Genomic DNA, 25,201 nt, shown 5'->3' with positions numbered 1-25,201 from the left:
CCGGCTAGTCGAGAAAAGGCAGCACCACAAGCGCTTCCGGGTCGAGCCCGTGCTGGGCGCATATACCCTGCGCCAGGGAAAAGTAGCGTTCGGCTTCGGCCAGATTGTCGAGGTCGAGATTAAGCGTTGCAAGACCATCATAGCACGGAAACAGCAGTTGGGGTTCGCCCGTTTCGCGGGCTACGTCCAGTGCTTCGTGGAACAACCCAACCGCCAGGTCCGGACGGCCGTTGCACTGGTGGATCTGCCCAAGCACGATCAACGGCACCGGCAGGTGCTCGCGCTGGTCGAGCGCCCGGTCGATCTCGATGGCCTTCTCGGCAGCAGGCACGCCCTCCGTTGGACAGCGATCCGTGAAAGTACAACAAGCGACCGCCAGATTGGCGAGGAGGCGCGCCTGGAAACCCAAATCACCAATACGGCGCGCCACTTCAAGACCGCGCCGACAGACCTCCATCGCCTGTGCCGGATCGATGGTCGTGTAAAGCACGCCGAGATTGGTGTAGCCGCGGCAGGCCGCGCCCAGTAGACCAGCGGCTTCGGCCAATTCAATGCTACGCTCAACCTGACGCACGGCCTCACGGTTTCGCCCAAGGCGAGCCAGCGCGACAGCCTTGGTATTGAGTGCCTCGGCGGTCACAAGAGTGGCATCACGCCCTACCTCGGAGACATGCTCCGTTGTCAGAGTGCGTACGCAATCCAGCGCCGCGTCTGCCCATTTTGCCGCGAGAGCGTGATCTCCGCTACGGAACGCCTGTCGGCCACGCTCTTGCCACAGATGCGCCTGCTCGATCGGGGCATCCGCTCCATCGAGGAGCGCTGCCGCCTCAGCATAGCGGGGTTCTGCCTTGTCCCGCTTGCCGACGTCCCAGAGCAGCCGACCGATCTTACGCAAAACTCGCGCCGACGCGACGCGATTGGCTGACTCGCGGTATGCCTGCAACACCGTCTCGTAGTGGTGGTGCGCGATCTCGCGGCGGCCCGCCGGGCCGCTCAAATCGGCAATGCGCTCTGCAATTGCCAGTTTGAGCGGTGTTTGCCCGATCGCGTCCAATGCAGTCAGTGCTCGCTCGTAGAAACGAAGGGCGTCGTCGTTGGCGTATATCATGCGAGCGCGATCGCCTGCCGCCTGCAGGTAGTGCGCGCCCTTCTCCCGCTCGGCGCTCAGTGCGAAATGATGACCGAGTACGGTCAAATCCTCGAGCCGTTCCGGCTTGTCGCCGTACAGTTGCTCCAAGGCAGCACCGACCCGCCCGTGGATGTCGGTCCGGCGTTGCAGGAGCAGATTCTGGTAGATCACGTCCTGCAGCAATGTTTGCGTAAAGCGGTAGCTTTGCGACGAGACCGAGCCTGATCCGGCAACTTCCTCGATGATTTCCGCATCGCAAAGCAGTTCGCAGCCGGCTTCAAGCCGGGCGGGGTCGGCTGTCACGGTTTTCAGAAATGTGGCGTCGAAGCGCGGGCCGATTACCGCAGCTTCCTGTGCCAACCGGCGCACCTCTTGGGGCAGCCGGTCGACGCGAGCAAGCAACATTGCCTGGATAGTGGCGGGAATGCCGGTTGCGACTTCGCCTGCCACAGTCCGCCATCGCTGGCCCTCTCGCATCAATACACCGCGATCGATAAGGCCGCGAACGATCTCCTCTACAAAAAGGGGGTTGCCGCCCGCGCGCTCGAGGATCTGGTCGAGAAGCCCTCCTGCGGAGTTTACCCAGCTCTCGCCGAAAAGCGCCGCCAGCAGGCTGCGTCCGTCATCACTGTTGAGCGGCGGAAGCCTGAGCGCTGTGTGACTGACCCGACTTGAGTCGAGCTGGTCGTTGGCCGGCGCCGGACGATGCGTGACCAGCAACATCAACCGCGTGCGTTCCAACCGGTCCATCACGAAACGTAGTGCCTCAAGCGAGACGGCGTCGGCCCAGTGCAGGTCTTCGACGACAATCAACAGCGGCGACAACGCAAGCCGTCGTTCGATGATTGTGCGGACTGCGTAGAGAATTTGCCGCCGCAGCTGCTCGGGTTCGACATGCTGCAAGGTGGCATCGGGGTCGCCAAGGCCAAGCACATGGTAGAGCAAAGGCATCAGCCGCTTCGCCTCCTCGCCCTGCAGGCCGAGATCGGTAAGCAAGCCTGCGAGCTTCCCCCGCATTTCGTCCCCATTGTCGTTTTGCATCATCCCGGCAGCGCTGCGCACCACTGCGCCCAAGGCGCCAAAAGATTGTTCGCCCAGCGGTGAGCACGTGGCCTGCCGCACGGCGACGTTGCGAAAACGATCCTCGTCGCCGACGCGGGCGACGAACTCCTTCACCAGCCGCGATTTCCCGATGCCGGCTTCTCCGACGAGGCGGACAAGTTGGGCCGAGCCGCCGCACGCCTGGTCAAGGCTCGCCAGCATTCTATTGAGCTCCGCACCACGACCTATTAGCGGCGCACTGAGGCCGAGCGCCTCGAGCCCACGCGCTGCACGCGGCACCGCTAGCGGTGCGTCCAGTCGATGGACGAGCACACTGCCAGCCTTGCCGCGAAGCACGACATCACCCATCGACTCGTAAGAGAAGGCATGCCGGGTCAGCCTGTGAGTGAGCTCGCCTACCAGCACCTCACCCGGTGCGGCCAGCGATTGCAGGCGTTGCGCCGTATTCACTGTGTCGCCGGTCACCGAATAGGATTTGGCGGTGCCGATGCCCAATCCGCCAGTAACGACCGGACCAGTGTTTATGCCGATGTGGAGTAACAGAGGCGAGCCGGAGTGGGAGGTGCTTTCGCCGAGCCGCGCCGTCCGGGCGATCATGTCGAGAGCGGCGTGAAGCGCACGTTCCGGATCGTCCTCATGCGCGACCGGCGCACCGAACAAAGCCAGCAGCGCATCGCCGATGAATTTGTCGACGAAACCACCAAAGTTTCGCACGGCCGACGTCAATTCCTTGAACAGTTTGTTCTGCAGCGCTTGCATGACCTCGGGGTCGAGCTGCTCGCTGAGTGTCGTGAAGCCGCAAAGGTCGGCGAACAGCACCGTTACCGTCCGGCGATCGGCGTCAGAGACGGGATGCAGCCCTTCTTCGCTTTCGATGTTCGGAAGCAGCGACGGAGTTCGAGAAGGCGGCACAATGGTCCGGCTTGGTGTCGGAGCAGGCCGTTCGACGGCTTTTGCGGACGCACCGACGCTTGCCCCACATTTCGGACAGAACTCGAAATCAGGTGCGCAGGGATAGCCGCAACTGGCGCATGGCACGGGCTGGCGCCTGCCACACCTCGGACAGAAGGCGTAACCACCCTCAATCTCGAAACCGCAGCCCGAGCAGTCCATCGAACAAGACCTCACTAGTGGCCGTGACGGCGTGATCTCGCCCGCACTTCACGGCCAGGCTATTCACAAGGATGCACCGATAGCCGTCGACGGGCAAGCGGCAGCGCAAACGGGCATCGAGCGATTCGTGCGGGTCCTGCGGCAGAGCGCTGCGGGCAGGCATTGTTGAAGGCGCAATAGTTGTCGGATCCGCGAACGCCGCCGAGACAGCCGCGCTTGCCGATGGGGCTGTCGGCTCTGACGGGATTGGCGTAAGCTACAGTTAAGGGGGTGCACACATGCACCGCATCATTGCCATGGCGATCTTAGTTCTCGCGGCCGCGTTCAGCTCCGCGCGGGCGGAGGTGCTGATTGGGGTTTCATCTGCGATGACGGGACGGCTCGCCTGGTTCGGCGAGCAGGCGCAGCGTGGCGCCGAGATGGCCGTGGCCGACATCAATGCGACGGGTGGCGTACTCGGCCAGCAGATGAGGCTCATCACGGCCGACGACTTCTGTGATCCCGAGCAAGCGGTCGCCGCAGCCCAGAAACTGGTGGGTGATGGTGTGGTGCTCGTCGTCGGGCACTACTGCTCTGGAGCCTCGATCCCAGCATCGAAGGTGTACGAGGCGGCGGGCGTTTTGCAGATTTCACCAGGATCAACCAATCCGCTGTTGACTGAACAAGGCCGCGCCAACGTTTTTCGAGTCATTGGTCGCGACGACACGCAGGGGATCGTGGCCGGCAACTACCTGGCCGAGCATTGGAGCAACAGCAAGATTGCGATCCTTCATGACGGCACCACTTATGGAAAGGGTCTTGCTGACGAGACTCGAAAACAGCTGAACAAGCGCGGCGTAGTCGAAGCGATCTACGAGGAATACACACCCGCGAAGAACGACTATTCGGCCGAGATCGCTGCGCTAGAGGCTGCGAACATCGCCGTGGCATATGTCGGCGGATATCATGCCGAGGTCGCACTCATGGTTCGCGCTGCGCGCGACCGCGGCTACACGGTTCAGCTAGTCTCAGGCGATGGCATGGCGACCGAGGAATTTGCTTTGATCGCCGGCCCCGCGGCTGAGGGTACCCTCTTCACGTTCCCCGCGGACGCTCGCCGGAATCCCGAAGCCGCCTCGGTCGTCGAGCGGTTCCGGGCTGAAAACTTCGAGCCCGCAGGCTACACGCTGCTCAGTTACGCCGCCGTCCAGGCCTGGTCGCAGGCAGTGGACAAGGCCGGCTCACTAGAGCTCCAAGCCGTGATAGCGGCGCTGCGCGGCAATCAATTTGATACTGTGTTGGGCCGTATCGACTTTGACAACAAGGGCGATCTCACGAGCCAAAACTGGGTATGGTACGTCTGGCGAGGTGGAGAGTACGTGCCGGTCGAATAAGGACCGCCGATGCCGTCGCCGCTTGAGACAGCTGATGGAGATCGAGTTAGCTGGACCGTTCAGAGCTATGTGTCGCCGTTATGCTTGAACGCTTCGGCATACGTGGCCGTCTGTTGCTCGCTTTTTTCGGCATCAGCACCTTCGCCGTACTCGCGACAGCGGCCGCTCTCTATGCCTTCCTCCAGGTAGGAGAGGTCGTCGACCGCATCACCAAGGATCGGGTACCGTTGGCGCTCGCGTCCCTCCAGCTGTCGCGCCAGGCAGAGCGGGTAGCCGCCTCTGCGCCCGCCGTACTTACTTCGACCAGCAAAGCTCAGCACGGCGAGGTTTCCGCTGCGGTCGGGGTCGAGATGACGCGCCTCGAGGAACTGCTTGCCGCACTCAAAGGTGCCACGCTTAGCACGGCGGTGGTGGCTGAGATCGAGGCTGCAGTTCTTGGTCTGCGGCGCAACCTCAACGCCCTCGACGACCTTGTTGTCGCCCGCCTCACAGTGGTGGCGCGCAAAGAAGAACTGTTACGCCGCTTGTCGGCTACGACAAATGCAAGCCAGCGTCTTGTGGCGCCCGGTATCCTCGTGATGAATTCCAAGCTCCAGCAATGGCAGGCGGTTACAGCCGACACGTCGCTCGCGCCGGATCGCGGTGCGGCGGCGGCGGCCGACCTGGTCCAGGCAATTGCGGCCTACATTCCGCAGCAGAAAGCGCAGCAGGAGATATCGGCGGTCAATGACGTGCTGGTCAAGACGACGGACGCGCCAACGCCAGACGATCTGACGTTGATCCTGTTTCCGCTGCGCCGGTCGCTCGCCGTTCTCGACACGGTTTCCACCGAGATCGACGAGAGGCTGCGAACCCGTTTCCAACAGCGGGTCGGCGAGTTCAAGGCATTGATCGACGGCGGGAACAGCATCCCGAAGGCGCGCAAGGACGAGCTAGCAGTGCTCGCAGAGGGCGAAAAGCTTCTGGCCGAAAACAATCGGCTGTCGCGCAGTCTCACCGCTGCCGTCGATCGCCTGGTCGCCGCGGCAGACCGCGAGATCACCGCGTCCGGTCTCGAAGCCGCGACGGTCCAGCGCTACGGTACCGGAGTTGTCCTTGGCTCCGCCTTTCTCACCCTCTTGAGTTCCGTTCTGGTTGTCTGGCTCTATGTCGACCGTAGCCTTCTCGCCCGTCTGGGAGAGGTGAGCCAAAGCATGTTCGCCATCGCCGGCGGCGATCTTCGTGCGCCGCTGCCTGCCGCGGGCCGCGACGAGATCGGCCGGATGGCCGAAGCGCTTAGGCTCTTCCGGGACACCGCAGTCGAGGTCGAGGAAAAGAACCTGCGCGATGTCGCTGAGGCGCGCCAACGGCTCATCGATGCGATCGAGAGTATCTCCGAGGGATTCGCGCTGTACGACGGGGAGGACCGGCTTGTCCTCAGCAATAGCCGCTACCGCGAACTGCTCTACAGCGACCTTGCGATCGAACTGATGCCCGGCACGACATTCGAGCACATTATTCGCCGATCCGCTGAGCGCGGCTACATCAAGGATGCCGAGGGGCGGCTCGAGGAATGGGTCGCCGAGCGGCTCTCCCGGCACCGCAACCCAGGCGAACCGTGGGTGCAGCGGCGAGGCGACGGGCGATGGATCATGATAAGCGAGCGGCGGATCACCGCCGGCGGCACGGTCGCGGTCTATTCGGACATCACTGAGCTGAAGCAACGAGAGGAGAACCTCGCAGAGAAATCCACGGCTCTCGAGGCGCTTTCCAACAAGCTGGCCAAATACCTGGCGCCGCAAGTGTACAGCTCGATATTCGCCGGCCGCCAAGACGTTAGAATCGCCAGCCAGCGGAAGAAACTGACAATATGCTTCTCCGATATCGCCGGCTTTACCGAGACCACTGACAAAATGGAATCCGAGGATCTCACCCAGCTCCTCAATCACTATCTGACGGAAATGTCGAAAATTGCTTCGGATCACGGCGCGACGATCGACAAATATGTCGGCGACGCGATCCTGATGTTTTTCGGCGACCCTGAGACGCGCGGCGTCAAGGAGGACGCGCTGGCGTGTGTGCAGATGGCTCTCACCATGCAAAAGCGGATGAGCGAACTTGCCGAAATCTGGCGTGACATTGGAATTGAGACACCGCTGCGCTGCCGCATCGGCATCCATACCGACTACTGCACTGTCGGTAACTTCGGCAGCGAGGACCGGATGGATTACACGATAATCGGCGGCGCCGTGAATCTCGCCTCGCGCCTGGAACAGGAGGCGCCACCGGGGACCGTCCTCATTTCCTACGAGACGTTTGCGCAAGTGAAGAACACGATCGACTGTGAGGAGATGGGGCATGTCCAGGTCAAGGGGATCGCCTATCCCGTCGCCACCTACCGCGTCATCGATCTGAAGGCCAATCTAGCCGGCGCTTGTCGCGCCGTTCGAACCGAGCTGCCGCACTTCAGGCTGGAACTTGAACCGGAGCTGATGTCCCCTGACGAGCGTGGCGATGCCGCCACTGCACTTCGAGACGCGCTGGATCGGCTTTGTCACAAGCCCGGCTAGTAGGGCTTGGTCCACAATGACCCTCCCAATGGACGCAAGAAGTGGGATGTGGGACGCCGCTCATTGGCGCTATCGATGCGAAGGCCGCAGAACGGTCGCGGTCAGTCTTCGAACTCAGGCGGAACGTCCGCATCGGAGCCGAGACTTAACATTCACGGCATCACTGGCAAGGTCCGGATATGGCGCAAGTTGCCCGTTCTGGGGCGCCGCCTTAAACGGCAAAGTTTGACCCAGAGCGGCCGCTCGGCGCGACAGTGTCGTACGTCCGAAAGCGTGATAGAGCTGTCGTTGCCGATTTCGAACTCGTGGTGGACGGGTTCCGCAAGGCCGGTGTCGTGCAATGACAGGTGAGGCTATGTCAGGTCAGGCCTTGAACTGCAGACAGCTCGCAGGCAGGCATCAGCGTCAAGGAAGCGGCCGGATCAGACGCCAGAGGCTCACCGATAAATCGCCGTCGCTTGCGGTTGCGCACCAGAAAATCAACCTGAAGTAAGGCTCAGGTCGCCTTGATCTCTGCCCGGCCGATCTTGCGCCATCGGGCGTTTTCGCGAAGCAGTTTCAGGTCGTCGGTCGTCTCGGCAAATGTCCGCAAACGGTATTGTCGGAGCAGGTCCGGGAAGAGCGCCCCTTCCGGCAGGCTGGCAAGCTGCTCGCGGACCGAGATCTTTTCATCGATGACCCGCATGCCCCAGGCATTTTCCCGAACCTGCAGCTCCGCGGCCAGATCGCGCTCTTCCGGCGCGTTTTCGTCTAGCACAGCCAGAAGGATCGAGTGGAAAAGTGCTACATAGCCAATCTGTCTCAGGCCGCCCACAACCCGCACGCGCGGCAATATGGCAAGGACGAGGAATGTCAGGAACAAGTTCGGCAGCAGCACGCCGTCCAGCAGCGCCTGCTTGAGATGCGGCCGCTCGAACGGGATGGAAAGACCTTGCGGCCTGTCGGGCTCGATCAGGTGCCCGTTCTCGAGAACGAGCTTGCGCACGCGCTCCTCGCGGATGCCCCAGAAATAGTCCGTAGCATTGGGCAGGAATCTGCCAAATGGGCTCGATGCGGCCTCTTGCAGGGCATGTTCGAGACGCTGGCGTCTTGCGGGTTCAAGGAGCAGCCTGGAAAGAAGGCTGCCGTCATATTCTAGATGCCGCGCCATGGCAGCCGCGGCGGCCCGATCATCGATGAAAACCGGCAGGGCCATGCCGGCACGATCCCAATTGGCGACCAGATCCTCGTTGAGGGCTGTCAGCGCATCGGCGGCGGTTTCAAACACCTTGTCCTGGCTGGCAAGCAGTGTGCCCAGCCAGCGGCTGGCATCCGTTTCATCGCCCACCGCTTCGAGCGCGCGCTTGTTGAGGGAGACGGGACCGGCCACGCAGGCGCTTTTACGGCACAGTTTGTGGCGCCCCATGCCAAACAGGTTGACCTTGTCGTCGCCGACATCGAGCCATCCCGGCCCCTCCCGGCCAACTGTCTCCATGGTCATCGTCGTTCCCATGAAGCCGACGAAGGCCGACAGCCCGTTTTCGACCGCGCCGAGCCAGGCAAGCAGGAGGGCATCGAAGGTGATCCGGTCCATCAGAAGCAGGCAGTGCAGGCCGGACTGAATCACCGGTCTGTGCTCGAACTCGTCGAGGGCTTTGCCGATCTCCTCAGGCTGCATGATCCTACCGAGGCGCTGATGCAGGACTTCGCGCAGGATCGAGCGGGCAGCGATCGCCGGGCCGGATGCAGGCCTTGCCACCGGCCGCCACAGATGGCGGGCGTAGTCGGAAATCGGTGCATTCCAGTTCTGCTCGATGTCGCGCACGACCTCCGGGCAGAGCAGCGACAGCACAGCCAGAATTTCCGCCGGAGGCGTAGGGCTTGGGTCAAAGACGGCGGTCATTGGTCCCGTCTAGCCGCTTGCGGTGCAAACGCCAAGCGAGACCAGACTTGCCCGATGCGGCCGGCCCACACATAGATCGTCAACTCGATTAAGATGGTGTGAGACGAAATGGCCGTATCCTACGCAGTTCTCCATGAGCAATCACCTGTTCGCTGACCAGGCACGAATTGTCAGATTGGCTAAACAGCTAAGGCAAACAGCTGATCTTAGAACCGCAGCCGGGCCATGCTCAGGAGGTCGTGGTACTGCCCGTCGGTAAAGCCGGCCTTCACATGCCGGCCTTCGATCTCAAAGCCGTGGCTTTTGTAGAGACGGAGGGCCGGTTCGTTGTCGGCATAGACGGTCAATTCGACCCGCTTCAGGGCGCGCCAGTTGTCGGCTACGTCAAGCAGCGCGCTAAGTATGGCAGACCCGATACCTTTGCCGACAAAGGCATCGTCAAGGCCGATATTGATCTCGCCGATGTGCGAACGGCGCGGCGAACCCTGCACGACCAGGCTGCCATGGCCGACGACCTTGCCGTCCAGCTCGGCAACGATCCAGGTGGTTTCCTGGCCGGACTTGGCGATGCGCCGCGCCACCTGCTCCACCATCTCGAAAGGCATCCTGAGAGTGCCCCAGCGGAAGCCCGGCATGTTGAAGATAGCGCAAAGCGCCTCCGCATCGCTTGGCCGGACGGACCGGAGCAGCGGCTGGATTTTCTCGGAGGGTGGCGAGGTCGTGCTGGTCATGGCGTTCCCGGCGAAGGCAATCGGCCCGGTACGATGCACCGGACGTCACCTGAAAATCCAGCCGTCTCTGCAACCTATGATGCCGATTGCGAGCTAAAATACCGGGAGGCGGTGTAGAGTTTGAAGACGCCGCTGATGCCGATCCAGCCGAAAAGGGCGAGCCAGCACAATGTCCCGGTCGCCGTCCAGTCGATGCGGTGCACCGCAGCGTCGGTGATGACCACGCCGAGGATGGCAAGCAGGCCAACCAGAAACTGCGCCAACCCGAGCACCAGCAGTTCCTCGCGCGGGGCGCTTCTCCAGACGAGATATGTACCGCCCGCACCGGTGAGGAAGATGGCGCTGTAGACCTGAGCGTGGAAGGCATCGATCGGCCATGGCCAGATGCCACTGAATGTCAGGGGAAACAGCAACAGGCCGACGCCATACAGCCCAAGGATCGCGGATTCCGCCGGCATGTAGCCGCGCCATGCGGGATTCAAGGTCACGCCTTTTGCAGAAGGACGGGCCCTGGCCCGCCACAGGAACAGCCCGGATACCGCGACGGAAGCAAGATAGACCAAAAACCACAGCCAGGGCGCTTTGCGTTCGAAGTTGAAATAGCCGAGATTGATGAACGAAGCCACCGACACGATGACGGTGAAGATGAAGGCCATGACGAGCACGAGCCTGCCGGGCGACCAGCGATTCCAGACCAGCAGTGCCGCCATCACGACCATTTCGGCGGTGTAGAAGCCGCCGAGGAAGCGCGCATTGAACGGCGTGACGGCCCAAGGCCAGCCCGGTTTGACCAGAACAGGCACGAAAAACAGGCCGGCGCCTACGATCAGGACGATGATGACCACCACAGAGAAAAGGCGCAGGGCCGCGGGAAATGGCGGGTTGTCGGATGTCGGCATGGGAGAAAATCCCAAAGATGAATGCTCCATGGAGCATCATAGTGCTGCTTGCGGCCGGTTAAAATCCGCCGAATGGAATTGAACGGTCACCAGGCTTAGCCATTCGAATGGCCGTACGGTCCGTTTCGAAGTAAGATGGAGCAGTCGGACCAAAGACCGGTCGGGTCAAAACGCCTCGGGGCGCATTTTCCGGAGCCTGCACGATGAACGAAGCTCAGGATCTGTTCTCGCTTCTGCGACAATCGGCCGATGTCGATCCACAGGCGATCGACGCGATCAAGCGAACCATCGCGGAGGGCGAGGACCGCGAACTTTGCCGCATCAATGCGCCAGCCTTCGCCAGCAAGCATGGCCTCGACGAGGAACGCGCCATAAGCGCCTTTCTCCATGCGGCACGGGTGGGCATCTTCGACATTTCCTGGAATGTTCTGTGCCCCGGCTGTGGCGGCGTGCTCGACACCAACGCCACGCTGAAAACCCTGCAGAAGGACGAATACACCTGCGCGCTGTGCTCCGAGGGCTATTCGCCGACCCTCGACGAGATGGTCGAGGTGACATTCACCGTCAGTCCCCGCGTGCGCAGGATTGCCGCCCACAATCCACACGAACTGCCGTTGGTGGAATATTTCCGCCAGATCTACTGGGCGTCCGGCGTCGATCTGCCGGAAGAGGATTTCGCGAAAAAGATAGAAGCGTTCTCGCTGGAGGATATCGAGCTTGCCCCCGGTGAAAAGGCGGTTCTGCCCATACAGCTTCCGTCTGAATTCATCATCGTCTTCGAGCCGGTCACCCATTCAGCGCAGTTCATCGACGGGAAGGGCGAACCAACAAAGGAGCGCCGGAGCCTCTCTTTGGTCTTCGATCGCGACCATGTCCAGAACCAGACGCTGGAGATGCAACCCGGCCCGTTGCGCATTTCGCTGGAGAACAGGACCGACACCCGCGTGCTGCCGACGGTCTTCATCGCCGGCCAGGTATTGCATGATTTCCTGGGTAAACGCCGGCCCTTCCTGACCGCCAAGCGCCTGCTCACCAACCAGACGTTCCGCGATCTCTATCGCACGGATACGCTCGACATCAATCAGCGCCTGAAAATCACCAGCCTGACCTTCCTGTTCACCGATCTGCGCGGATCGACCGAGCTTTACGAGCGGGTGGGCGACCTTTCAGCCTTCGATCTCGTGCGCGAGCATTTCCAGGTTCTGCACGAGATCGTCGCGGCGGAGGCAGGCGCCGTGGTGAAGACGATCGGTGATGCGGTGATGGCGACCTTCGCGACGCCTGATCGTGCGATTGCTGCGGCCCTCAGGATGCGCGATGCCATGCGTACGCTCAACGACAAGAGCGGGCGCGAGGATCTGCTGCTCAAGATCGGAGTCCATGCCGGCCCCTGCATCGCCGTATCTATGAACGAGCGACAGGACTATTTCGGCCAGACGGTCAACATTGCTTCGCGGGTCCAGAACCTTGCCAACGCACAGGCGATCTTCGCCACTCGGGCGGTGGTCGACGACAATCTCACCGCCGATCTGTTGCGCAGGAACGCGCTGACGCCCGTGCCCCACGATGTCTCGCTGCGCGGCATTGAGCGGGAGATAGCAGTCTATACGATCCCCTGAAGACTTGGCCCCTGAAGATTTGGGTCGTCTCGGCCCCTCACACGCGCCTACAGATAAAATAACGATCGGCGGGCACCGAAGGGGGCAGCGGGAGGCGTTGCAACTGCGGGTGATCGAGCGGCATGCCGCTGACCGCGATGCCGCCGACGCGAAGCAGGCGCGCGGTCAGATCGGGAAGCCAGGTAAGGGTCACTGCATCGCGATCTTCATAGCCAGTGCCGATGTCGGCATGAACAAGAGCGGCGTCGATGCCAATGAACCTGCTCGCGGTCTCGCGTATTTCGCCGAGCACGAGGTTTTCAGCTTCAGGAATTGAGCTGGCGTGTGCGGCAAGTGCGCGGTCGAACGCTACGATCCGGCGCCCGGGCAGGCGCTCCCGCAGATGGTGGAACGTCCGGCCATTGCCGAGGCCGAGCTCGAGCACGGGTCCCTCCATCTTCGCCACCTCGGCGCAGACATGATCGAGTATGTCGCGCTGTGCGGTCATCCTCCGGATGAAACTGTCGAGGCGACTCATGTGCGATTGTATGTCCTGAACCAGTCCACGAAATCAAATGCCCCCGACCAGAGCGTTTCGCGGCTGAAACCGGAGGCCGACGTGTTAAACCCCGATCGAGTCTTGCCGCGTGTAGAGGCGAACGATGAACACTGCAACAAGCGAACAGGCTGCCGACAAGGATCGTACCGGGTGGAGTCGGCGGCACTGGCGCGGCGGAATAGCGATGTCACTTGTACGGGTCCGCGGCGTCCCGCAAGCCGTCGCCGAGGAAGTTGAACGCCAAGATGACGAGAACGACGGGGAGCATCGGCAAAAGCAGCCATGGATAGAACGCGATCACGCTGACGCTGCGCGCCTCGGTGAGCAGGATGCCCCAGCTGGTTATCGGTGCCCTCAGGCCGAGCCCGAGGAAGCTCAGCGCCGTCTCGCCCAGGATCATGCCGGGTATGGAGATCGTCGCCGTCGCGATCAGATGCGACATGAAGCCGGGAATGAGATGCCGCCCGATGATGCGGCTGCTTCTGGCGCCCATCAACTGCGCGGCCAGAACGTAATCCTCCTCGCGCAAGGCTAGAAGCTTTGAACGCACGGCCCGCGCCAGTCCGGTCCAGTCGAGCAGCCCGAGGATGACGGTGATGCCGAAATAGATCAGGATCGGACTCCAGGTTATCGGCATGATCGCCGCCAGAGCCAGCCATAGCGGAATGCTGGGGATCGATTGCAGAACTTCGATTATCCGTTGAACGATCAGGTCGAAGATACCGCCGTGATAGCCGGCCAGTCCGCCGATGACAATGCCGAGCAGGAAGCTGAAACTGATGCCGACGAGGCCGATTGTCAGTGAAATGCGTGCGCCATAGATGATGCGCGAGAGCACATCGCGCCCCAGCCTGTCAGTGCCGGCTAGAAAGAGCTGGCCGTTTTCGGCGGGGCAGACAAAATGCCTGTCACCTTCGATCAGGCCCCAGAACCGGTAACTGTCGCCCTTGCAGAAGAAACGGATCCGCTGAACATCATCCTGTCTCTCGATGTAGTTCCGCTTGAGCGTGTCCATATCCAGCCTCATCTGGCGGCCATAGACGAACGGCCCGACGAACTGGCCGTTGTGGAACAGGTGCACCCGCTGCGGCGGCGAATAGATGTAGTCCATGTTGCGCGTGTGCAGATCGTAGGGCGCCAGGAACTCGCAGATCAGTATCCCGAAATAGAGCGCTGCCAGGAATATGCCGGATACAAGGGCAAGCCGGTGCCGACGGAATTTCCACCACATCAGCCGCAACTGCGACGCCTGAAAGACCTTCTCCTGCTCCGGCGTCATCGCCTCGACGGACTGCAGGTCAAAGGGCTCGATGGAAACGTAGTGTTGCAGTGGGGCACCCGGAGCGGGCAGCGGCGATTGCGTGTTCATTTGGTGCTGCCGCCTTGCAAACGAATTCGCGGATCAAGTAGCGCCAGCGCCAGGTCGGAAATCAGGACGCCGATGACCGTCAGGAAGGCGAGAAACATCAGGAACGACCCTGCCAGATACATGTCCTGGCTTTGGAGCGCCTTGATCAGCATCGGCCCGGTCGTTTCCAAAGACAGCACGATCGCCGTGATTTCGGCGCCGGAGATGATGGCGGGCAGGATAGAGCCGATGTCTGAAATGAAGAAATTGAGCGCCATGCGCAGCGGATATTTGACCAGCGCCCTGAAGGGATGAAGGCCTTTGGCGCGCGCGGTCACGACATATTGCTTATGTAGCTCATCGAGCAGATTGGCGCGCAGCCGCCGGATCATGCTTGCCGTGCCCCCGGTGCCGATGATCAAGACCGGGATCCAGAGATGGGCGAGGATCGACTTCGCCTTGGCCCAGCTCATCGGCTCGCCGAGATATTGCTGGTCCATGAGATGGCCGATGGACGTGCCGAACCAGATGTTGGCGAAATACATCAGGATCAGCGCCAGCATGAAGTTCGGAATGGCAAGGCCGAGAAGGCCGAAGAAAGTCAGGCCGTAGTCGCCCCAGCTGTATTGATGCGTGGCGGAGTACATGCCGATCGGAAAGGCGATGAGCCAGGTGAAGATGATCGTGACGAAGGAAACCAGCACCGTCAGCCACATTCGGTCCCCGACGACGTCGCGAACCGGCAGCTCATATTCGAAGGAATAGCCGAAATCGCCGTGCAGCATCCCGCCGACCCAGTAGAAGTAGCGAATGACCGGTGGCTTGTCGAAACCATATTCCTTGCGCATCATCTCGATGCGATCGGAATCCACCGCTTCGCCCTGAGCCCGAAGCTCGGCAACATAGCTGTCGAAATAGTCGCCTGGGGGAAGTTCGATGATCGTGAACACCAGTGCCGATATGACCAGCAGCGTTGGAACCATCACGGCGATGCGCCAGACAAAATATCGAAGCACGCTCAGGACTCTCCAAGCCAGAATGTATCCGGCATGTAGACACCGAAATAGGCGGTCGGGTCGTAGCCGTAGAGCGCCTTGTCAGGCAGATTGCGCAGCCGCGAGGATGCCAGAATCGGCTGATGCGTTCCGTTCACCGTGCCGATCGAAAACACCTGATCGGTATAGATCGACAGCATTGAATTCCAGATTTCGGCGCGCTCCGTGGCTTCGGTCGATGCGTTCCAGCGCTTGAGCAAAGCCATCAACTCGACCACAGGCGGAAGATCGGGCGCTTCACCGACCTTGCCACGGGACAAGTAGTGAGCACCCCAGAGCGGCCATTGCAGCTGGTCGTCGACGGTGGGGGCCAGTTGGTACGGGTTCATGTCGGCGGTCGGCACACCATTGTCGATGCCCGACCACATCGACATCATGATCTGGCCACCAAGCGCGCGGCTGCGGAAGATGTCGCGCTGCGAAGTCCGGATGAACAGGGCGATGCCGATCTTGCGCCAGTGATCGGTGATGAGCTCGAGCGCGTCGGTTTCCAGCGTGCTTTCGCCGGCCGTTTCCACTACCAGCTGCGCCGAGCGTCCGTCGGGAAGTATCCGCAGGCCGTCATCGTCACGCGCCTGAAGCCCGACCTCGTCGAGCAGGGCATTGGCCTGGTCGGGATCATGGGCGACCCAGGCTTTCGCGAATTCCGGCCGGTAGAGCGGGCTCTCAGGCAGGACCGTATCGGCACTTTCCTGCGCTAATCCGTAGAACACAGCCAAATTGATCTCGCGCCTGTCCACAGCGAGCGAAAGTGCGCGGCGCACCCGCACGTCACGAAAAAGGCCACGCCACACCTGGTCGGCACAATTCAGATTGGGCAGCAGCGCCAGCCGCGAACCCTGTGTGCGTTTCCAGAGATGCATCTTCACCGGGTAGCGCTTCTCCGTATCCTTCAGGAAGGAGTAATCGCTGAAGTCAATTCCCATGGCTTGCAGGTCGCTCTCGCCCGCACCGGTCTTGGCGGAAATGATCGCCGACGAGCTGACATTCATGACAATCCGGTCAACATAGGGCAGTTGCCGGCCATTCTCGTCTATTCGATGAAAGAACGGGTTCCGCTCGAAGACGAACTGCTCAGCCGGCGGCTTGGTCCGGTTCTGCCAGGGATCGAGCGTCGGCAGTTCCGGGTTCTCCGGGCGATACTGCCGCGACATGCGGATATGCAAGAGCGTCCATTTCTGGGCCCGGTTCTCCTTCATTAGGCCGGCGAGCCGGAATGGATCCTGGTATTTCTTGTGGAACTGCTTGAGATAGGCGGCTGGCAGAACAAGCGATAGGGGCGAAGCAGCGGCGAGCTTGGGCAGGAAGTCGGGATTGGGCGCATCCCAACTATAGCGGACCGTCAACGGATCGACGATCTCGAAGCGTGGCGGCTTGCCGTCCGCCAGCAGGGCCGGGGCGAGCCCGCCTTGCGAAAGCTCATCGTTCAGCCAGACATCTTCCCAGCAATAGCGAAAATCCTCCGACGTCAGCAGGCTACCGTCAGACCATTTATGTCCTTCTCGTATCTTGAAAGTGAATACACGATCATCCGCTACATCGAAACTTTCGAGAATGTCGGCTTGCAGGTTAAGCTTTTCGTCATAGCCGACCAGGCGAGCGTACCCGTAGATCGTCATCATCCGGATATCTTTCTGGCTGCCGATGATCGTGCGCAGCGTGCCGCCATATTGGCCGGGCTGCCGGCCCATCGCAGCGAGATTCAACGCGCGCGGGCGCTTGGGCAGGCGTTCGGCGAGTGCCGGCAGCGCTCTGGCCTTCAGCTGCGGCTCAAGAAATTCCGGCTCCAAATCGCCGGCGTGCAACGTGCCCGGCAGAAATGCCGAAGCCATGAGTCCAAGGACGGTGCGCCGGCTGATCAATGGCGTAGCTCGCTGACATCGGCCGAACGTCGGGCCAGCACGAGGTGGCCGCCGCCAAGATCGAGCGGCGACAGCATATCCTCGTCGCCCTCGTCGCGGAATTGCGGCCCCCATGCGCTGGTGTCGGAAGCGCCGCTGAGTTTCAGCGTCTTGAAATCCATCGGCCTGTCGAGATCGGGGAAAGGTACTGCGGCGACCAGTGAGCGCGTGTAGGGGTGGATAGGTTTCCTAAGCAGAATTTCGCGCGGCGCGAGCTCGACGATACGCCCGCCGCACATCACCGCGATGCGGTCTGCCATGTAGTCCACCACCGCCAGGTTGTGGGATATGAACAGGTAGGTCAGGCCCAGCTCCTTCTGCAGGTCCTTCAGGAGGTTTAGGATCTGCGCCTGGACAGAGACATCGAGCGCCGAAACCGGCTCGTCGCAGATCAGGAGTTCAGGCCCCAGCGCCAACGCGCGCGCGATGCCGATACGCTGACGCTGCCCGCCGGAGAAACTGTGCGGATAACGCTTGATGAAGCGCGGATCGAGCCCGATTGCCTCCATCAGGCTCTTGACCGTGGCGAGTCGGGACGCGGCATTGCCGCGTTGATGGATTTCCAGCGGCTCGCTCAAGATGTTCTCCACCGTCATGCGAGGTGAAAGCGACGAAACCGGATCCTGAAAGACCATCTGGATTTTCGCGCGCAACAGGCGCAGCGCGTCTCCCTCGGCTTCCAAGACGTCGATCGGACCATCCCGGCCGTTGAAGATCACAGAGCCGCCGCTAGGGGTGACAGCCCGCATGAGGATCTTGCTGACGGTGGTTTTGCCGGAGCCGCTTTCGCCGACAAGACCCAGGCACTCACCCCGCCTGATATCAAAGCTCACGCCGTCCACGGCGCGAACAGAGGTTTGATGATCTCCGCCGAACCATCCGGACTTGCGGATCGTGAAGGTCTTTGTCAGATCCCTGACCGACAGCAGGAGGTCGTCCGGCCCCTTCGATGCCGGCGCCGTCTGCTTGCCGAGCAGGTTCCCGACATTCACCGGCACCTCGCGGAGCGCCTTTAGCCTTTCGCCGGGCTTCAGGTCGAAATGCGGAACGGCTGCCATCAGGCCCTTCAGGTAAGGGTGGCCTGGCCGGCGGAATATCGCCTCCACAGGTCCCGCTTCCATGATCTCGCCATGGTACATGACCACGACCTCGTCGGCGACATTGGCGACTACGCCAAGGTCGTGTGTGATCAGCAGCATCGCCATGTTCAGCTTCGTCTGAAGCTCGCGCAGCAATTGCAGGATTTGCGCCTGGATGGTGACGTCCAACGCCGTCGTCGGCTCGTCGGCGATCAACAGGGCGGGCCGGCAGATAAGCGCCATGGCGATCATTGCGCGTTGACGCAATCCTCCCGAAAGTTCAAAGGGATACATGTCATAGGCGCGCTTGGGGTTGGGAAAGCCGACAAGTCCGAGCATTTCCTCGGTCCGCGCCTTGCGCTTCACCCGAGCCATGGGCGTATGAATCTGCAGGGATTCGCTCACCTGATTGCCGATCGTATGCAGCGGCGACAGTGATGTCATCGGCTCCTGAAATATTTTGCCGATGCGGCTGCCTCTCAACGCCCGGATTTCGGGTCCGTCACGCGGCATCTGCAGGATATCCTGCGTCGTGCCGGGCTTTTCAGGATCGGAAAACAGGATACGGCCGCGAACATGGGCTGTGTTCGGCAAAATGCCCATCACTGCCTGGCTGAGAACCGATTTTCCGGAACCGGACTCGCCCACAAGCGCGGTAACCTTGCCGGGCAGGACGCGAAGATTTGCACGCCTGACGGCATGCAACGGTCCCCCTATAATGGCAAAAGAGATGCCAACATCCTCGATTCGCAGCAGATCAACGCCCAAATTCATTCTCACACCAGCCCCCACTCTGGCAGGTCCAGAAGGCGAGACTACCGCATTGCCAGCCTAGAGCAACTTGGATTCGAACAGTCGCCAGTTCCCTGGCGGAACCGGCGACCGGACTGCATACCAAACGCGTTCGGATCAGATCGTGGCGGTTACTGGAGCTTCCTCGGGTCGCCCGCCGACAGCCGCGCGGCATCGCGATGAAGCAGCATGACCTGCTCGGCGTCCGATATTCGGTCGTAAATCGGCTCCAGCGCACCGTCTTCATCGAGTGCGAGAGCACCCGACAAATCGGGTGAAAGCACCGTCAGCTTCTTCTTGGTGCCCGCCAGTTCCTCCTTGCCGAGCGTCAGCCAGCTATTGGCGCTGCAATAGCCGGCGAAATCTTCGCTGGCGAGAACGCTGTGCGAATATTTCTTGGTCAGGGTCTGAAGGCGCTGGACCTCGTTTACAGCCGAGCCGAAGGCAGAGAATGTGAGCCGGTCGGTAAGCCCGACATTGCCGAACATCACATTGCCGACATGCAGGCCGATACCGAATTTAATGTCGCCCAACCGCTGCTCCTTTCTGCGCAGATTGAGATCCATCATGCGCGCGGTGGCCTTGTGCGCTGCCGCAAGGGCAGCCCGGCAGGCGATCTCGGACTGCGCACGGTGCCTTTCGCAAGGGTAGACGGCAATGAAGCCATCCCCCAGGAAACTCATGATCTGCCCGCCTCTGCGATTGAAAGGTGCAGCAATGGCATCGAAAAACTGGTTCAGCGTATCGATATAGATTTCGCGGCCGGAGGTTTCGGCAAGCCTTGTCGACCCGCGCATATCGGCCATGACCAGTGCAGCCCGGATTGTGTCGCCCTCGCCGCGCTTGATCTGGCCGTCCAGCACCCGCCTGCCGGCGTCGCCGCCGAGATAAGTGGTCATCATGTTGTCGGCAAGCTTGGTGAGCACCGCCATCTTGGTTGCGATAGCGAGATGGTTCTGGATCCGCAGCAGCGCCGAAATCATGTTGTCGCTGAAGCCTGCAGCACTGTCGGTGGACCAAGACCCGATCATGCCCTGACTGGTGTTGCCGCTGAAGGGATGGACGAAAGCCATGTAATCGGTGACGCCCATAAGCTTGAGGTCATCGAAAACAGGAAATTCCGACGGCACCGACGGGTCGAGCCGGCGCCGCAGATGGTCGAGCTTGTGGCTGAGCAGATGGTAGTATGGGCTGGTCAGGAATCTGTCGGAAGGAACGCCGTCCTCATGGCGGAAGCCTTCCACTTCCAGGCCCTGGCCGCGGAGCCAGGTGAAGCCAAGCGCGTCATAAAGCGGATGGAGCATCGAAAAGCTCAAATGCACCCGCTTCAACGGCAGGCCGGCAGCAGCCAGCCGTTCACAAAAGCCCTTTACCAGTGTCTCCAGGTCGTCGCCGGCCAACGCCGATTGGGTCAGCCAATCGGCAACCTTGTCCATGAGAATGGCAGAAATTTCTGCTTGCGCTGTGCTCATGCTATCTCGAAATCTCCTTGATTCGCCACAAATTCGCCGGCTCGGACGCCGTCAGGCCTTCACCACCGTCTCTCGGGCTAGCCCGAGGCGGCCAAAAATATTGCGTGTGTCGACAATCAGTAGAGCGTGATCCGCGATCGCCTGATAGTCGATCGCGTCGTGGTCGGTTGCAACGACGACAGCGTCGAAATCCTTCAAGGCCACGTCGGTCAATTCGACCGAGCGACGCCCCTTGATCGCCATATGCTCCCGTGTGGTCGGGATTTCGGTAACATGCGGATCGTGGAATTCCGCCTTGCCGCCCCATTCCTCGATGAGTTCAATGAGCCGCAATGAGGGGCTTTCGCGGATGTCGGGCACATTCTTCTTATAGGCGAGCCCGATGATGAGAATGCGCGAGCGGCTGAGCGCCTTGCCGCAGCGCTGGTCCAGCGCCTTCGCCAGTTCGTCGACCACATGACGCGGCATAGCCGTGTTGATCTCTGCCGCCAGCTCGATGAAGCGGGTCGGCAGTTCGTATTCGCGCGCCTTCCACGTCAGGTAGAAGGGATCGATCGGAACGCAGTGCCCGCCAAGTCCAGGGCCAGGATAGAAAGGCATGTAGCCGAAGGGCTTGGTCTTTGCCGCCTCGATCACCTCCCAGATGTCGATTCCCATCGCACCGAGCAAGACCTTCAACTCGTTGACGAGGGCTATGTTGACCGAGCGGAAGATGTTTTCCGTCAGCTTGACCGCCTCGGCGGTCGCCGTGGTGGAAACCGGAACGACGGTCTTGACCACGCCCTGGTAGAAAGCCTGCACGAGCGTCGCCGCTTCGATGCCGTCACCTGCCACGACCTTGGGAATCGTCGCGACTTCAAAGCTGCGGTTGCCGGGATCCTCGCGTTCGGGCGAGAAGCCGAGGAAGAAGTCTATCTTCGACCGCAAGCCCGTTTTTTCCAAGATGGGCTTGATCACGTCGTCGGTGGTGCCAGGATAGGTAGTCGATTCCAGCACGATCAGCTGGCCGAGACGTAAATGCTTCGCGATGGTGCCTGCCGTGTTCCTGACAAAGGAGAGGTCCGGCTCGCGGTGTTTCGTCAGCGGTGTCGGAACGCAGATGATGATGACATCGCAGACGGCCAGTTCGGCAAAATCCGCAGTGGCGCGGAACCGTCCGCTCGCCACCTGGCCGGCAAGGGCTGTCGACGTCACCGCCTCGATATAGGATTGGCCGTTGTTCAGGCTCTCGACCTTCTGGGCTTCGACGTCGAAGCCGGAAACCGGGAAGCCGGCGCGTGCGATCGCAACCGCCAGCGGCAGCCCGACATAGCCCAGTCCGATCACGCCGACTTGCGCGGCACGCGTCGAAATCCGGTTCAGAAGACGGTCATATGTCGATCGTGAGGCGTCCAAAAATCTGCTTCCCGTCAATTCGGACAGGCTGTCCGCGCCCATGGCGAGGCTCACCGGTCCCAAGAACCCCGAGGCATATTGCGGAAAATCGATGTCCGCAAGCCGTCAGACTGGCACCTTCGCCTTCAGGCTTGCGGCAGCCATCGCATAGCCGCCGGCGGCGCCATCGATGAAATGAACGTGATCGCGCTGCAGCGGCGAGGCGACGAGGCATGTCATCAAGGCCGATTTCTGGCGGTGCAGGCCATAGTTGCAGATGCCCGCCTCTTCCGCCTGCTTCAGCCGGTTCTCGATCCGTCGCAACACATCCGCGTCAACGTCGATGGTCATCTTCAAGCCGTCGTCGAACTTCCGGAAATCCGAATTGCTGGCCACGTCGCGTTTGTAGATCTTCGGATCGAATCTGCCGATCGTCCAGCCATATCTATCGGTGACGGCCGTAAGCGTCATCAGGAACACTATCCACAGCTTCGACAGCCACCGCCGTCCTGCCGGCGCCGTGGCACGCGCCTCGATATCGAGGCCGGCGGGCAGCACACTGTAGTCCGGCCCGTTCACCGGCACCGGGTGGCCATCGCGTTCCTGCCTGCCGGCAAGGGCGATGATGTCGGAAACCAGAAACTGAAAACCGCGCAAGTCGCGCGACGCCCCCGGTATGGCTATGATCGAGACGATTTCGCCATGCCGGGCTTCGATCGGGTTCCAGCGGCACGAGAGGCCGGTCAGATCCGGCCGCGTGCCGGCCGGCGCAGGATCGATGCGGTAGCGCCCCGCTTTCATCTCGGCTTCCGCCCAACTGCCGCCACCGCCTGCGAACATGGCATAGAAGACCGCATCGGAGGCCTGGAACCTCGCCACGCGAACGTCGAGGCCTTGCGCTCTTATATCCTTTATCGGCACGATTGCGGCACGCAAGGTCAGATCCAGTTCGTCCGCCACCCATCTCTGGACAGCCGCCAGCGCGTTGCGGGTGATCTCCAGCGCCGAGCCGGGAAACGCCACGAGCGCGCCGTCGCCGCCGAAGACAAAGGGAAGATCTTGCCTACCCAGCGCATTGAGCAGCGCCGAAATGACGCTGGCGCCGGCCATATTGACGGTTTTATAGCGCCCCGCCTCGATCGCCTTGGTCGAGCCGACGATGTCGGCGGTGGCCAGCGCCCAGTTATCGGGGAGAGGCCGATAGTTATCGATATCGGCAACGCTTTCGAACTTTGCGAAGACCGGCAGGGAAGCGACAAACGGATCGGACGCGGCAACTGTTTCCATGAGCATCAGATAGCACATTCCACTGCTTGAAGGTGAAGTCGATCATGCTTCGAAATTGACTTGCGCAGGCTTTCCGATGATACGGTCCGGCGATGCGAATTGCTTTCTACGCGCCGCTAAAGTCACCCAACCATCCCGTTGCCTCCGGCGACCGCCAGATGGCACGGATGCTGGTCAAGGCGCTGGAGCATGGAGGGCATAGCGTCGAACTGGCATCCGAATTACGCTTCTATCTACGCGAACCGGATTCGAAAAGTTTCGATGCGCTCAAGATCGAGGCCCGGGAGGAAGCCGCGCGGCTGGCAAGGCTTTGGGATCGTGACGGCAAGCCCGATCTGTGGTTCACCTATCATCCCTATTACAAGGCGCCCGACCTGATCGGGCCCGAGCTGGCGTTGGCCTTTGGTGTCCCCTATGTGACAGCGGAAGCCTCATATTCGAGGCGGCGCAACACCGGTTTGTGGGCCGATACGCAAGCGTTGGTGGCGCGAGCCGTCGAACAGGCGGCGCTGAACATCTGCTTCACGCAAAGGGATCGTCAGGGACTGGCAGATGCGATACCCGACGCCGCTTTCGGCATGCTTTCGCCCTTCATCGACACATCGGTATTCCGGGAAACGCCGGCACGGGGTTGTCCGACGCGCCTCGTTACCGTCGCCATGATGCGCCCGGGCGACAAAGTCGAAAGCTATCGCATGCTGGCGCAAGCGCTCGGTTCGATCGGTCACCTGCCCTGGACCATGTCGGTCGTCGGGGACGGACCTGCCCGCGAAGAGGTCAAAGCGCAATTCGCCGGCTTGCCCGCCGACCGTATCGAATGGCTTGGCGCGATTGAGCCAGCCGCCGTGCCGGATGTCCTCTACAGTGGGGGAATTTACGTCTGGCCGGGTTTCGGCGAGGCCTTTGGCGTTGCCTATCTTGAAGCACAGGCCGCCGGCCTTCCGGTTGTGGCTCAGGACATCGCCGGCGTGCCGGAGGTCGTGCGGGATGGCCAGGCCGGGTTTCTCACCCCGCCGGGCGATGTGGCGGCGTTCGCTTCTGCCATTGAAAGGCTTCTGGCCCGTAACGACGAAAGATCCATCATGGCCACAGAAGCCAGACGTTTCATCCTCGTAGAACGTTCTCTCGGTGCTGCGGCGGCGCGTCTGGCCGAACTTCTCGCGAAGATCCCGGTTTCATGACATCCGACCAGATCTGGCAACCCTTGGTGGAGGAACTGGCGAGCCGGCAACGGGCGGACCGTAAGGCAGAGTTCTGGCTGCGCGACGATGACGCCGTGGATCCGACGCCTGCGCTTGATCGGCTGCTCGACCTCACCGGTAAATTCGCGGTTCCGGTGACTCTGGCCGTCATTCCCGCCCTGACCGACGAGAAGCTTGTCGTTCGGCTTGACGAGGCGCCGCATGCCACGGTCGCCATCCATGGCTGGGCGCACCGAAATCATGCGCCCGAGGGCCAGAAAAAGCAGGAGCTCGGCGCGCATCGGCCACGCGAGGCGGTGCTCGATGATCTGGCTCGCGGGCTGTCGCACGTAACCGGCCTGCACGGCGCACGTGCCGTGCCGATGCTGGTGCCACCCTGGAACAGGATCGACGCCGGCTTGGTATCCGACCTTGGATCGATAGGATTTGCGGCATTGTCGGTCTATGGGCCGCCGAGGCGGGCTTCACTGGCGGTCATCAACAGCAATGTCGACATCATGGATTGGCATGGCACGCGCGGCTGCCGCGATCACGGCCTATTGGTTCAGGCTATCATCGCGCAATTGCAGCATGCATTCGATGGCGGCGAACCGGTCGGCCTGCTCACCCATCATCTCGTACATGATGAATCGGCCTGGCTTTTCCTCGAACGGCTGTTCACCGTCACCGTACAGACTGAAGCCTGCGCATGGCTTCCGATCAGGACATTGATCGGGCGCAGCGCCGGTAGAGCAATTCCAGGAAAAGTGTGAACGGTTTTCCGTCCGGAATTGCGTCAAAACAAAGAGATAGAGCG

General features: G+C 61.3%; 17 protein-coding genes. 5 read left to right on the top strand and 12 right to left on the bottom strand.

Features of this window, described 5'->3' with window-relative positions; all coding sequences use genetic code 11:
* Positions 1 to 4 precede the first annotated feature (4 nt).
* Positions 5 to 3,304, bottom strand: coding sequence for an ATP-binding protein (locus NKI95_RS07255; protein WP_352715360.1), 3,300 nt, complete (start codon positions 3,302 to 3,304; stop codon positions 5 to 7).
* Positions 3,305 to 3,582: 278 nt separating this feature from the next.
* Between NKI95_RS07255 and NKI95_RS07250 the strand changes: the two genes are divergently transcribed.
* The gene (locus NKI95_RS07250; protein ID WP_352482327.1) at positions 3,583 to 4,677 is read left to right on the top strand and encodes a branched-chain amino acid ABC transporter substrate-binding protein; all 1,095 of its coding nucleotides are present in this window, start codon (positions 3,583 to 3,585) and stop codon (positions 4,675 to 4,677) included.
* Between the two features lie 80 nt (positions 4,678 to 4,757).
* Complete coding sequence (locus NKI95_RS07245; protein ID WP_352715357.1) at positions 4,758 to 7,226, top strand: adenylate/guanylate cyclase domain-containing protein; 2,469 nt, start codon at positions 4,758 to 4,760, stop codon at positions 7,224 to 7,226.
* 496 nt (positions 7,227 to 7,722) lie between these two features.
* Here NKI95_RS07245 and NKI95_RS07240 read toward each other — a convergent pair whose 3' ends face one another.
* From NKI95_RS07240 to NKI95_RS07230, 3 genes are all read right to left on the bottom strand, one after another.
* Entirely contained in the window at positions 7,723 to 9,108 is a 1,386-nt protein-coding gene (locus NKI95_RS07240) for a hypothetical protein (RefSeq protein WP_352715355.1), read from the bottom strand.
* A 206-nt stretch (positions 9,109 to 9,314) separates the two neighbouring features.
* Entirely contained in the window at positions 9,315 to 9,839 is a 525-nt protein-coding gene (locus tag NKI95_RS07235; protein WP_352715353.1) for a GNAT family N-acetyltransferase, read from the bottom strand.
* 74 nt (positions 9,840 to 9,913) lie between these two features.
* Positions 9,914 to 10,738 carry a hypothetical protein gene (locus NKI95_RS07230; protein WP_352715350.1) on the bottom strand — a complete coding sequence of 275 codons (825 nt, stop codon included), beginning with the start codon at positions 10,736 to 10,738 and terminating at the stop codon, positions 9,914 to 9,916.
* Positions 10,739 to 10,941: 203 nt separating this feature from the next.
* On the opposite strand from NKI95_RS07230, the gene NKI95_RS07225 reads away from it, so the two are divergent.
* Positions 10,942 to 12,357 carry an adenylate/guanylate cyclase domain-containing protein gene (locus tag NKI95_RS07225; RefSeq protein ID WP_352715349.1) on the top strand — a complete coding sequence of 472 codons (1,416 nt, stop codon included), beginning with the start codon at positions 10,942 to 10,944 and terminating at the stop codon, positions 12,355 to 12,357.
* A 37-nt stretch (positions 12,358 to 12,394) separates the two neighbouring features.
* Here NKI95_RS07225 and NKI95_RS07220 read toward each other — a convergent pair whose 3' ends face one another.
* The 8 genes from NKI95_RS07220 to NKI95_RS07185 all read right to left on the bottom strand — a co-directional run bounded on the left by NKI95_RS07220 (position 12,395) and on the right by NKI95_RS07185 (position 23,203).
* On the bottom strand, positions 12,395 to 12,874 hold the full coding sequence (locus tag NKI95_RS07220) for a class I SAM-dependent methyltransferase (protein ID WP_352715347.1): 480 nt from the start codon (positions 12,872 to 12,874) through the stop codon (positions 12,395 to 12,397).
* A gap of 208 nt (positions 12,875 to 13,082) precedes the next feature.
* Entirely contained in the window at positions 13,083 to 14,264 is a 1,182-nt protein-coding gene (locus NKI95_RS07215; protein WP_352715344.1) for an ABC transporter permease, read from the bottom strand.
* Positions 14,261 to 15,259, bottom strand: a complete 999-nt coding sequence (locus NKI95_RS07210; RefSeq protein ID WP_352570080.1) for an ABC transporter permease — start codon at positions 15,257 to 15,259, stop codon at positions 14,261 to 14,263. Before NKI95_RS07210 ends, NKI95_RS07215 begins: the two co-directional genes overlap by 4 nt.
* 2 nt (positions 15,260 to 15,261) lie before the next feature.
* Positions 15,262 to 17,160, bottom strand: a complete 1,899-nt coding sequence (locus tag NKI95_RS07205; protein ID WP_352715342.1) for an ABC transporter substrate-binding protein — start codon at positions 17,158 to 17,160, stop codon at positions 15,262 to 15,264.
* Entirely contained in the window at positions 17,157 to 19,052 is a 1,896-nt protein-coding gene (locus NKI95_RS07200; protein WP_352715340.1) for an ABC transporter ATP-binding protein, read from the bottom strand. The genes NKI95_RS07205 and NKI95_RS07200 overlap by 4 nt, the downstream gene beginning before the upstream one ends.
* Before the next feature lie 149 nt (positions 19,053 to 19,201).
* Positions 19,202 to 20,542 (bottom strand): adenylate/guanylate cyclase domain-containing protein, encoded by a 1,341-nt coding sequence (locus tag NKI95_RS07195; protein WP_352715338.1) that lies wholly within the window; start codon positions 20,540 to 20,542, stop codon positions 19,202 to 19,204.
* 51 nt (positions 20,543 to 20,593) lie between these two features.
* The gene (locus NKI95_RS07190; RefSeq protein WP_352715337.1) at positions 20,594 to 21,937 is read right to left on the bottom strand and encodes a nucleotide sugar dehydrogenase; all 1,344 of its coding nucleotides are present in this window, start codon (positions 21,935 to 21,937) and stop codon (positions 20,594 to 20,596) included.
* 105 nt (positions 21,938 to 22,042) lie between these two features.
* On the bottom strand, positions 22,043 to 23,203 hold the full coding sequence (locus tag NKI95_RS07185; protein WP_352468858.1) for a DUF3095 domain-containing protein: 1,161 nt from the start codon (positions 23,201 to 23,203) through the stop codon (positions 22,043 to 22,045).
* 92 nt (positions 23,204 to 23,295) lie between these two features.
* On the opposite strand from NKI95_RS07185, the gene NKI95_RS07180 reads away from it, so the two are divergent.
* Positions 23,296 to 24,384, top strand: a complete 1,089-nt coding sequence (locus NKI95_RS07180) for a glycosyltransferase family 4 protein (RefSeq protein WP_352715336.1) — start codon at positions 23,296 to 23,298, stop codon at positions 24,382 to 24,384.
* Entirely contained in the window at positions 24,381 to 25,157 is a 777-nt protein-coding gene (locus tag NKI95_RS07175) for a polysaccharide deacetylase family protein (protein ID WP_352715334.1), read from the top strand. Before NKI95_RS07180 ends, NKI95_RS07175 begins: the two co-directional genes overlap by 4 nt.
* Positions 25,158 to 25,201 lie beyond the last annotated feature (44 nt).

This window comes from Mesorhizobium sp. M0306 (genome assembly GCF_040321655.1).
Lineage (GTDB): Bacteria > Pseudomonadota > Alphaproteobacteria > Rhizobiales > Rhizobiaceae > Mesorhizobium.
Note: the sequence above shows the minus strand (reverse complement) of the source record. Positions and strands in the feature narration are given on the sequence as shown.

Excerpts from the sequence above, each read along its gene's own strand:
- NKI95_RS07175 (WP_352715334.1), top strand. The coding sequence starts at position 24,381 with ATGACATCCGACCAGATCTGGCAACCCTTGGTGGAGGAACTGGCGAGC.
- NKI95_RS07250 (WP_352482327.1), top strand. The coding sequence starts at position 3,583 with ATGCACCGCATCATTGCCATGGCGATCTTAGTTCTCGCGGCCGCGTTC.
- NKI95_RS07235 (WP_352715353.1), bottom strand. The coding sequence starts at position 9,839 with ATGACCAGCACGACCTCGCCACCCTCCGAGAAAATCCAGCCGCTGCTC.
- NKI95_RS07230 (WP_352715350.1), bottom strand. The coding sequence starts at position 10,738 with ATGCCGACATCCGACAACCCGCCATTTCCCGCGGCCCTGCGCCTTTTC.
- NKI95_RS07225 (WP_352715349.1), top strand. The coding sequence starts at position 10,942 with ATGAACGAAGCTCAGGATCTGTTCTCGCTTCTGCGACAATCGGCCGAT.
- NKI95_RS07255 (WP_352715360.1), bottom strand. The coding sequence starts at position 3,304 with ATGGACTGCTCGGGCTGCGGTTTCGAGATTGAGGGTGGTTACGCCTTC.
- NKI95_RS07185 (WP_352468858.1), bottom strand. The coding sequence starts at position 23,203 with ATGGAAACAGTTGCCGCGTCCGATCCGTTTGTCGCTTCCCTGCCGGTC.
- NKI95_RS07220 (WP_352715347.1), bottom strand. The coding sequence starts at position 12,874 with ATGAGTCGCCTCGACAGTTTCATCCGGAGGATGACCGCACAGCGCGAC.
- NKI95_RS07200 (WP_352715340.1), bottom strand. The coding sequence starts at position 19,052 with ATGAATTTGGGCGTTGATCTGCTGCGAATCGAGGATGTTGGCATCTCT.
- NKI95_RS07245 (WP_352715357.1), top strand. The coding sequence starts at position 4,758 with ATGCTTGAACGCTTCGGCATACGTGGCCGTCTGTTGCTCGCTTTTTTC.
- NKI95_RS07180 (WP_352715336.1), top strand. The coding sequence starts at position 23,296 with ATGCGAATTGCTTTCTACGCGCCGCTAAAGTCACCCAACCATCCCGTT.
- NKI95_RS07240 (WP_352715355.1), bottom strand. The coding sequence starts at position 9,108 with ATGACCGCCGTCTTTGACCCAAGCCCTACGCCTCCGGCGGAAATTCTG.
- NKI95_RS07195 (WP_352715338.1), bottom strand. The coding sequence starts at position 20,542 with ATGAGCACAGCGCAAGCAGAAATTTCTGCCATTCTCATGGACAAGGTT.
- NKI95_RS07215 (WP_352715344.1), bottom strand. The coding sequence starts at position 14,264 with ATGAACACGCAATCGCCGCTGCCCGCTCCGGGTGCCCCACTGCAACAC.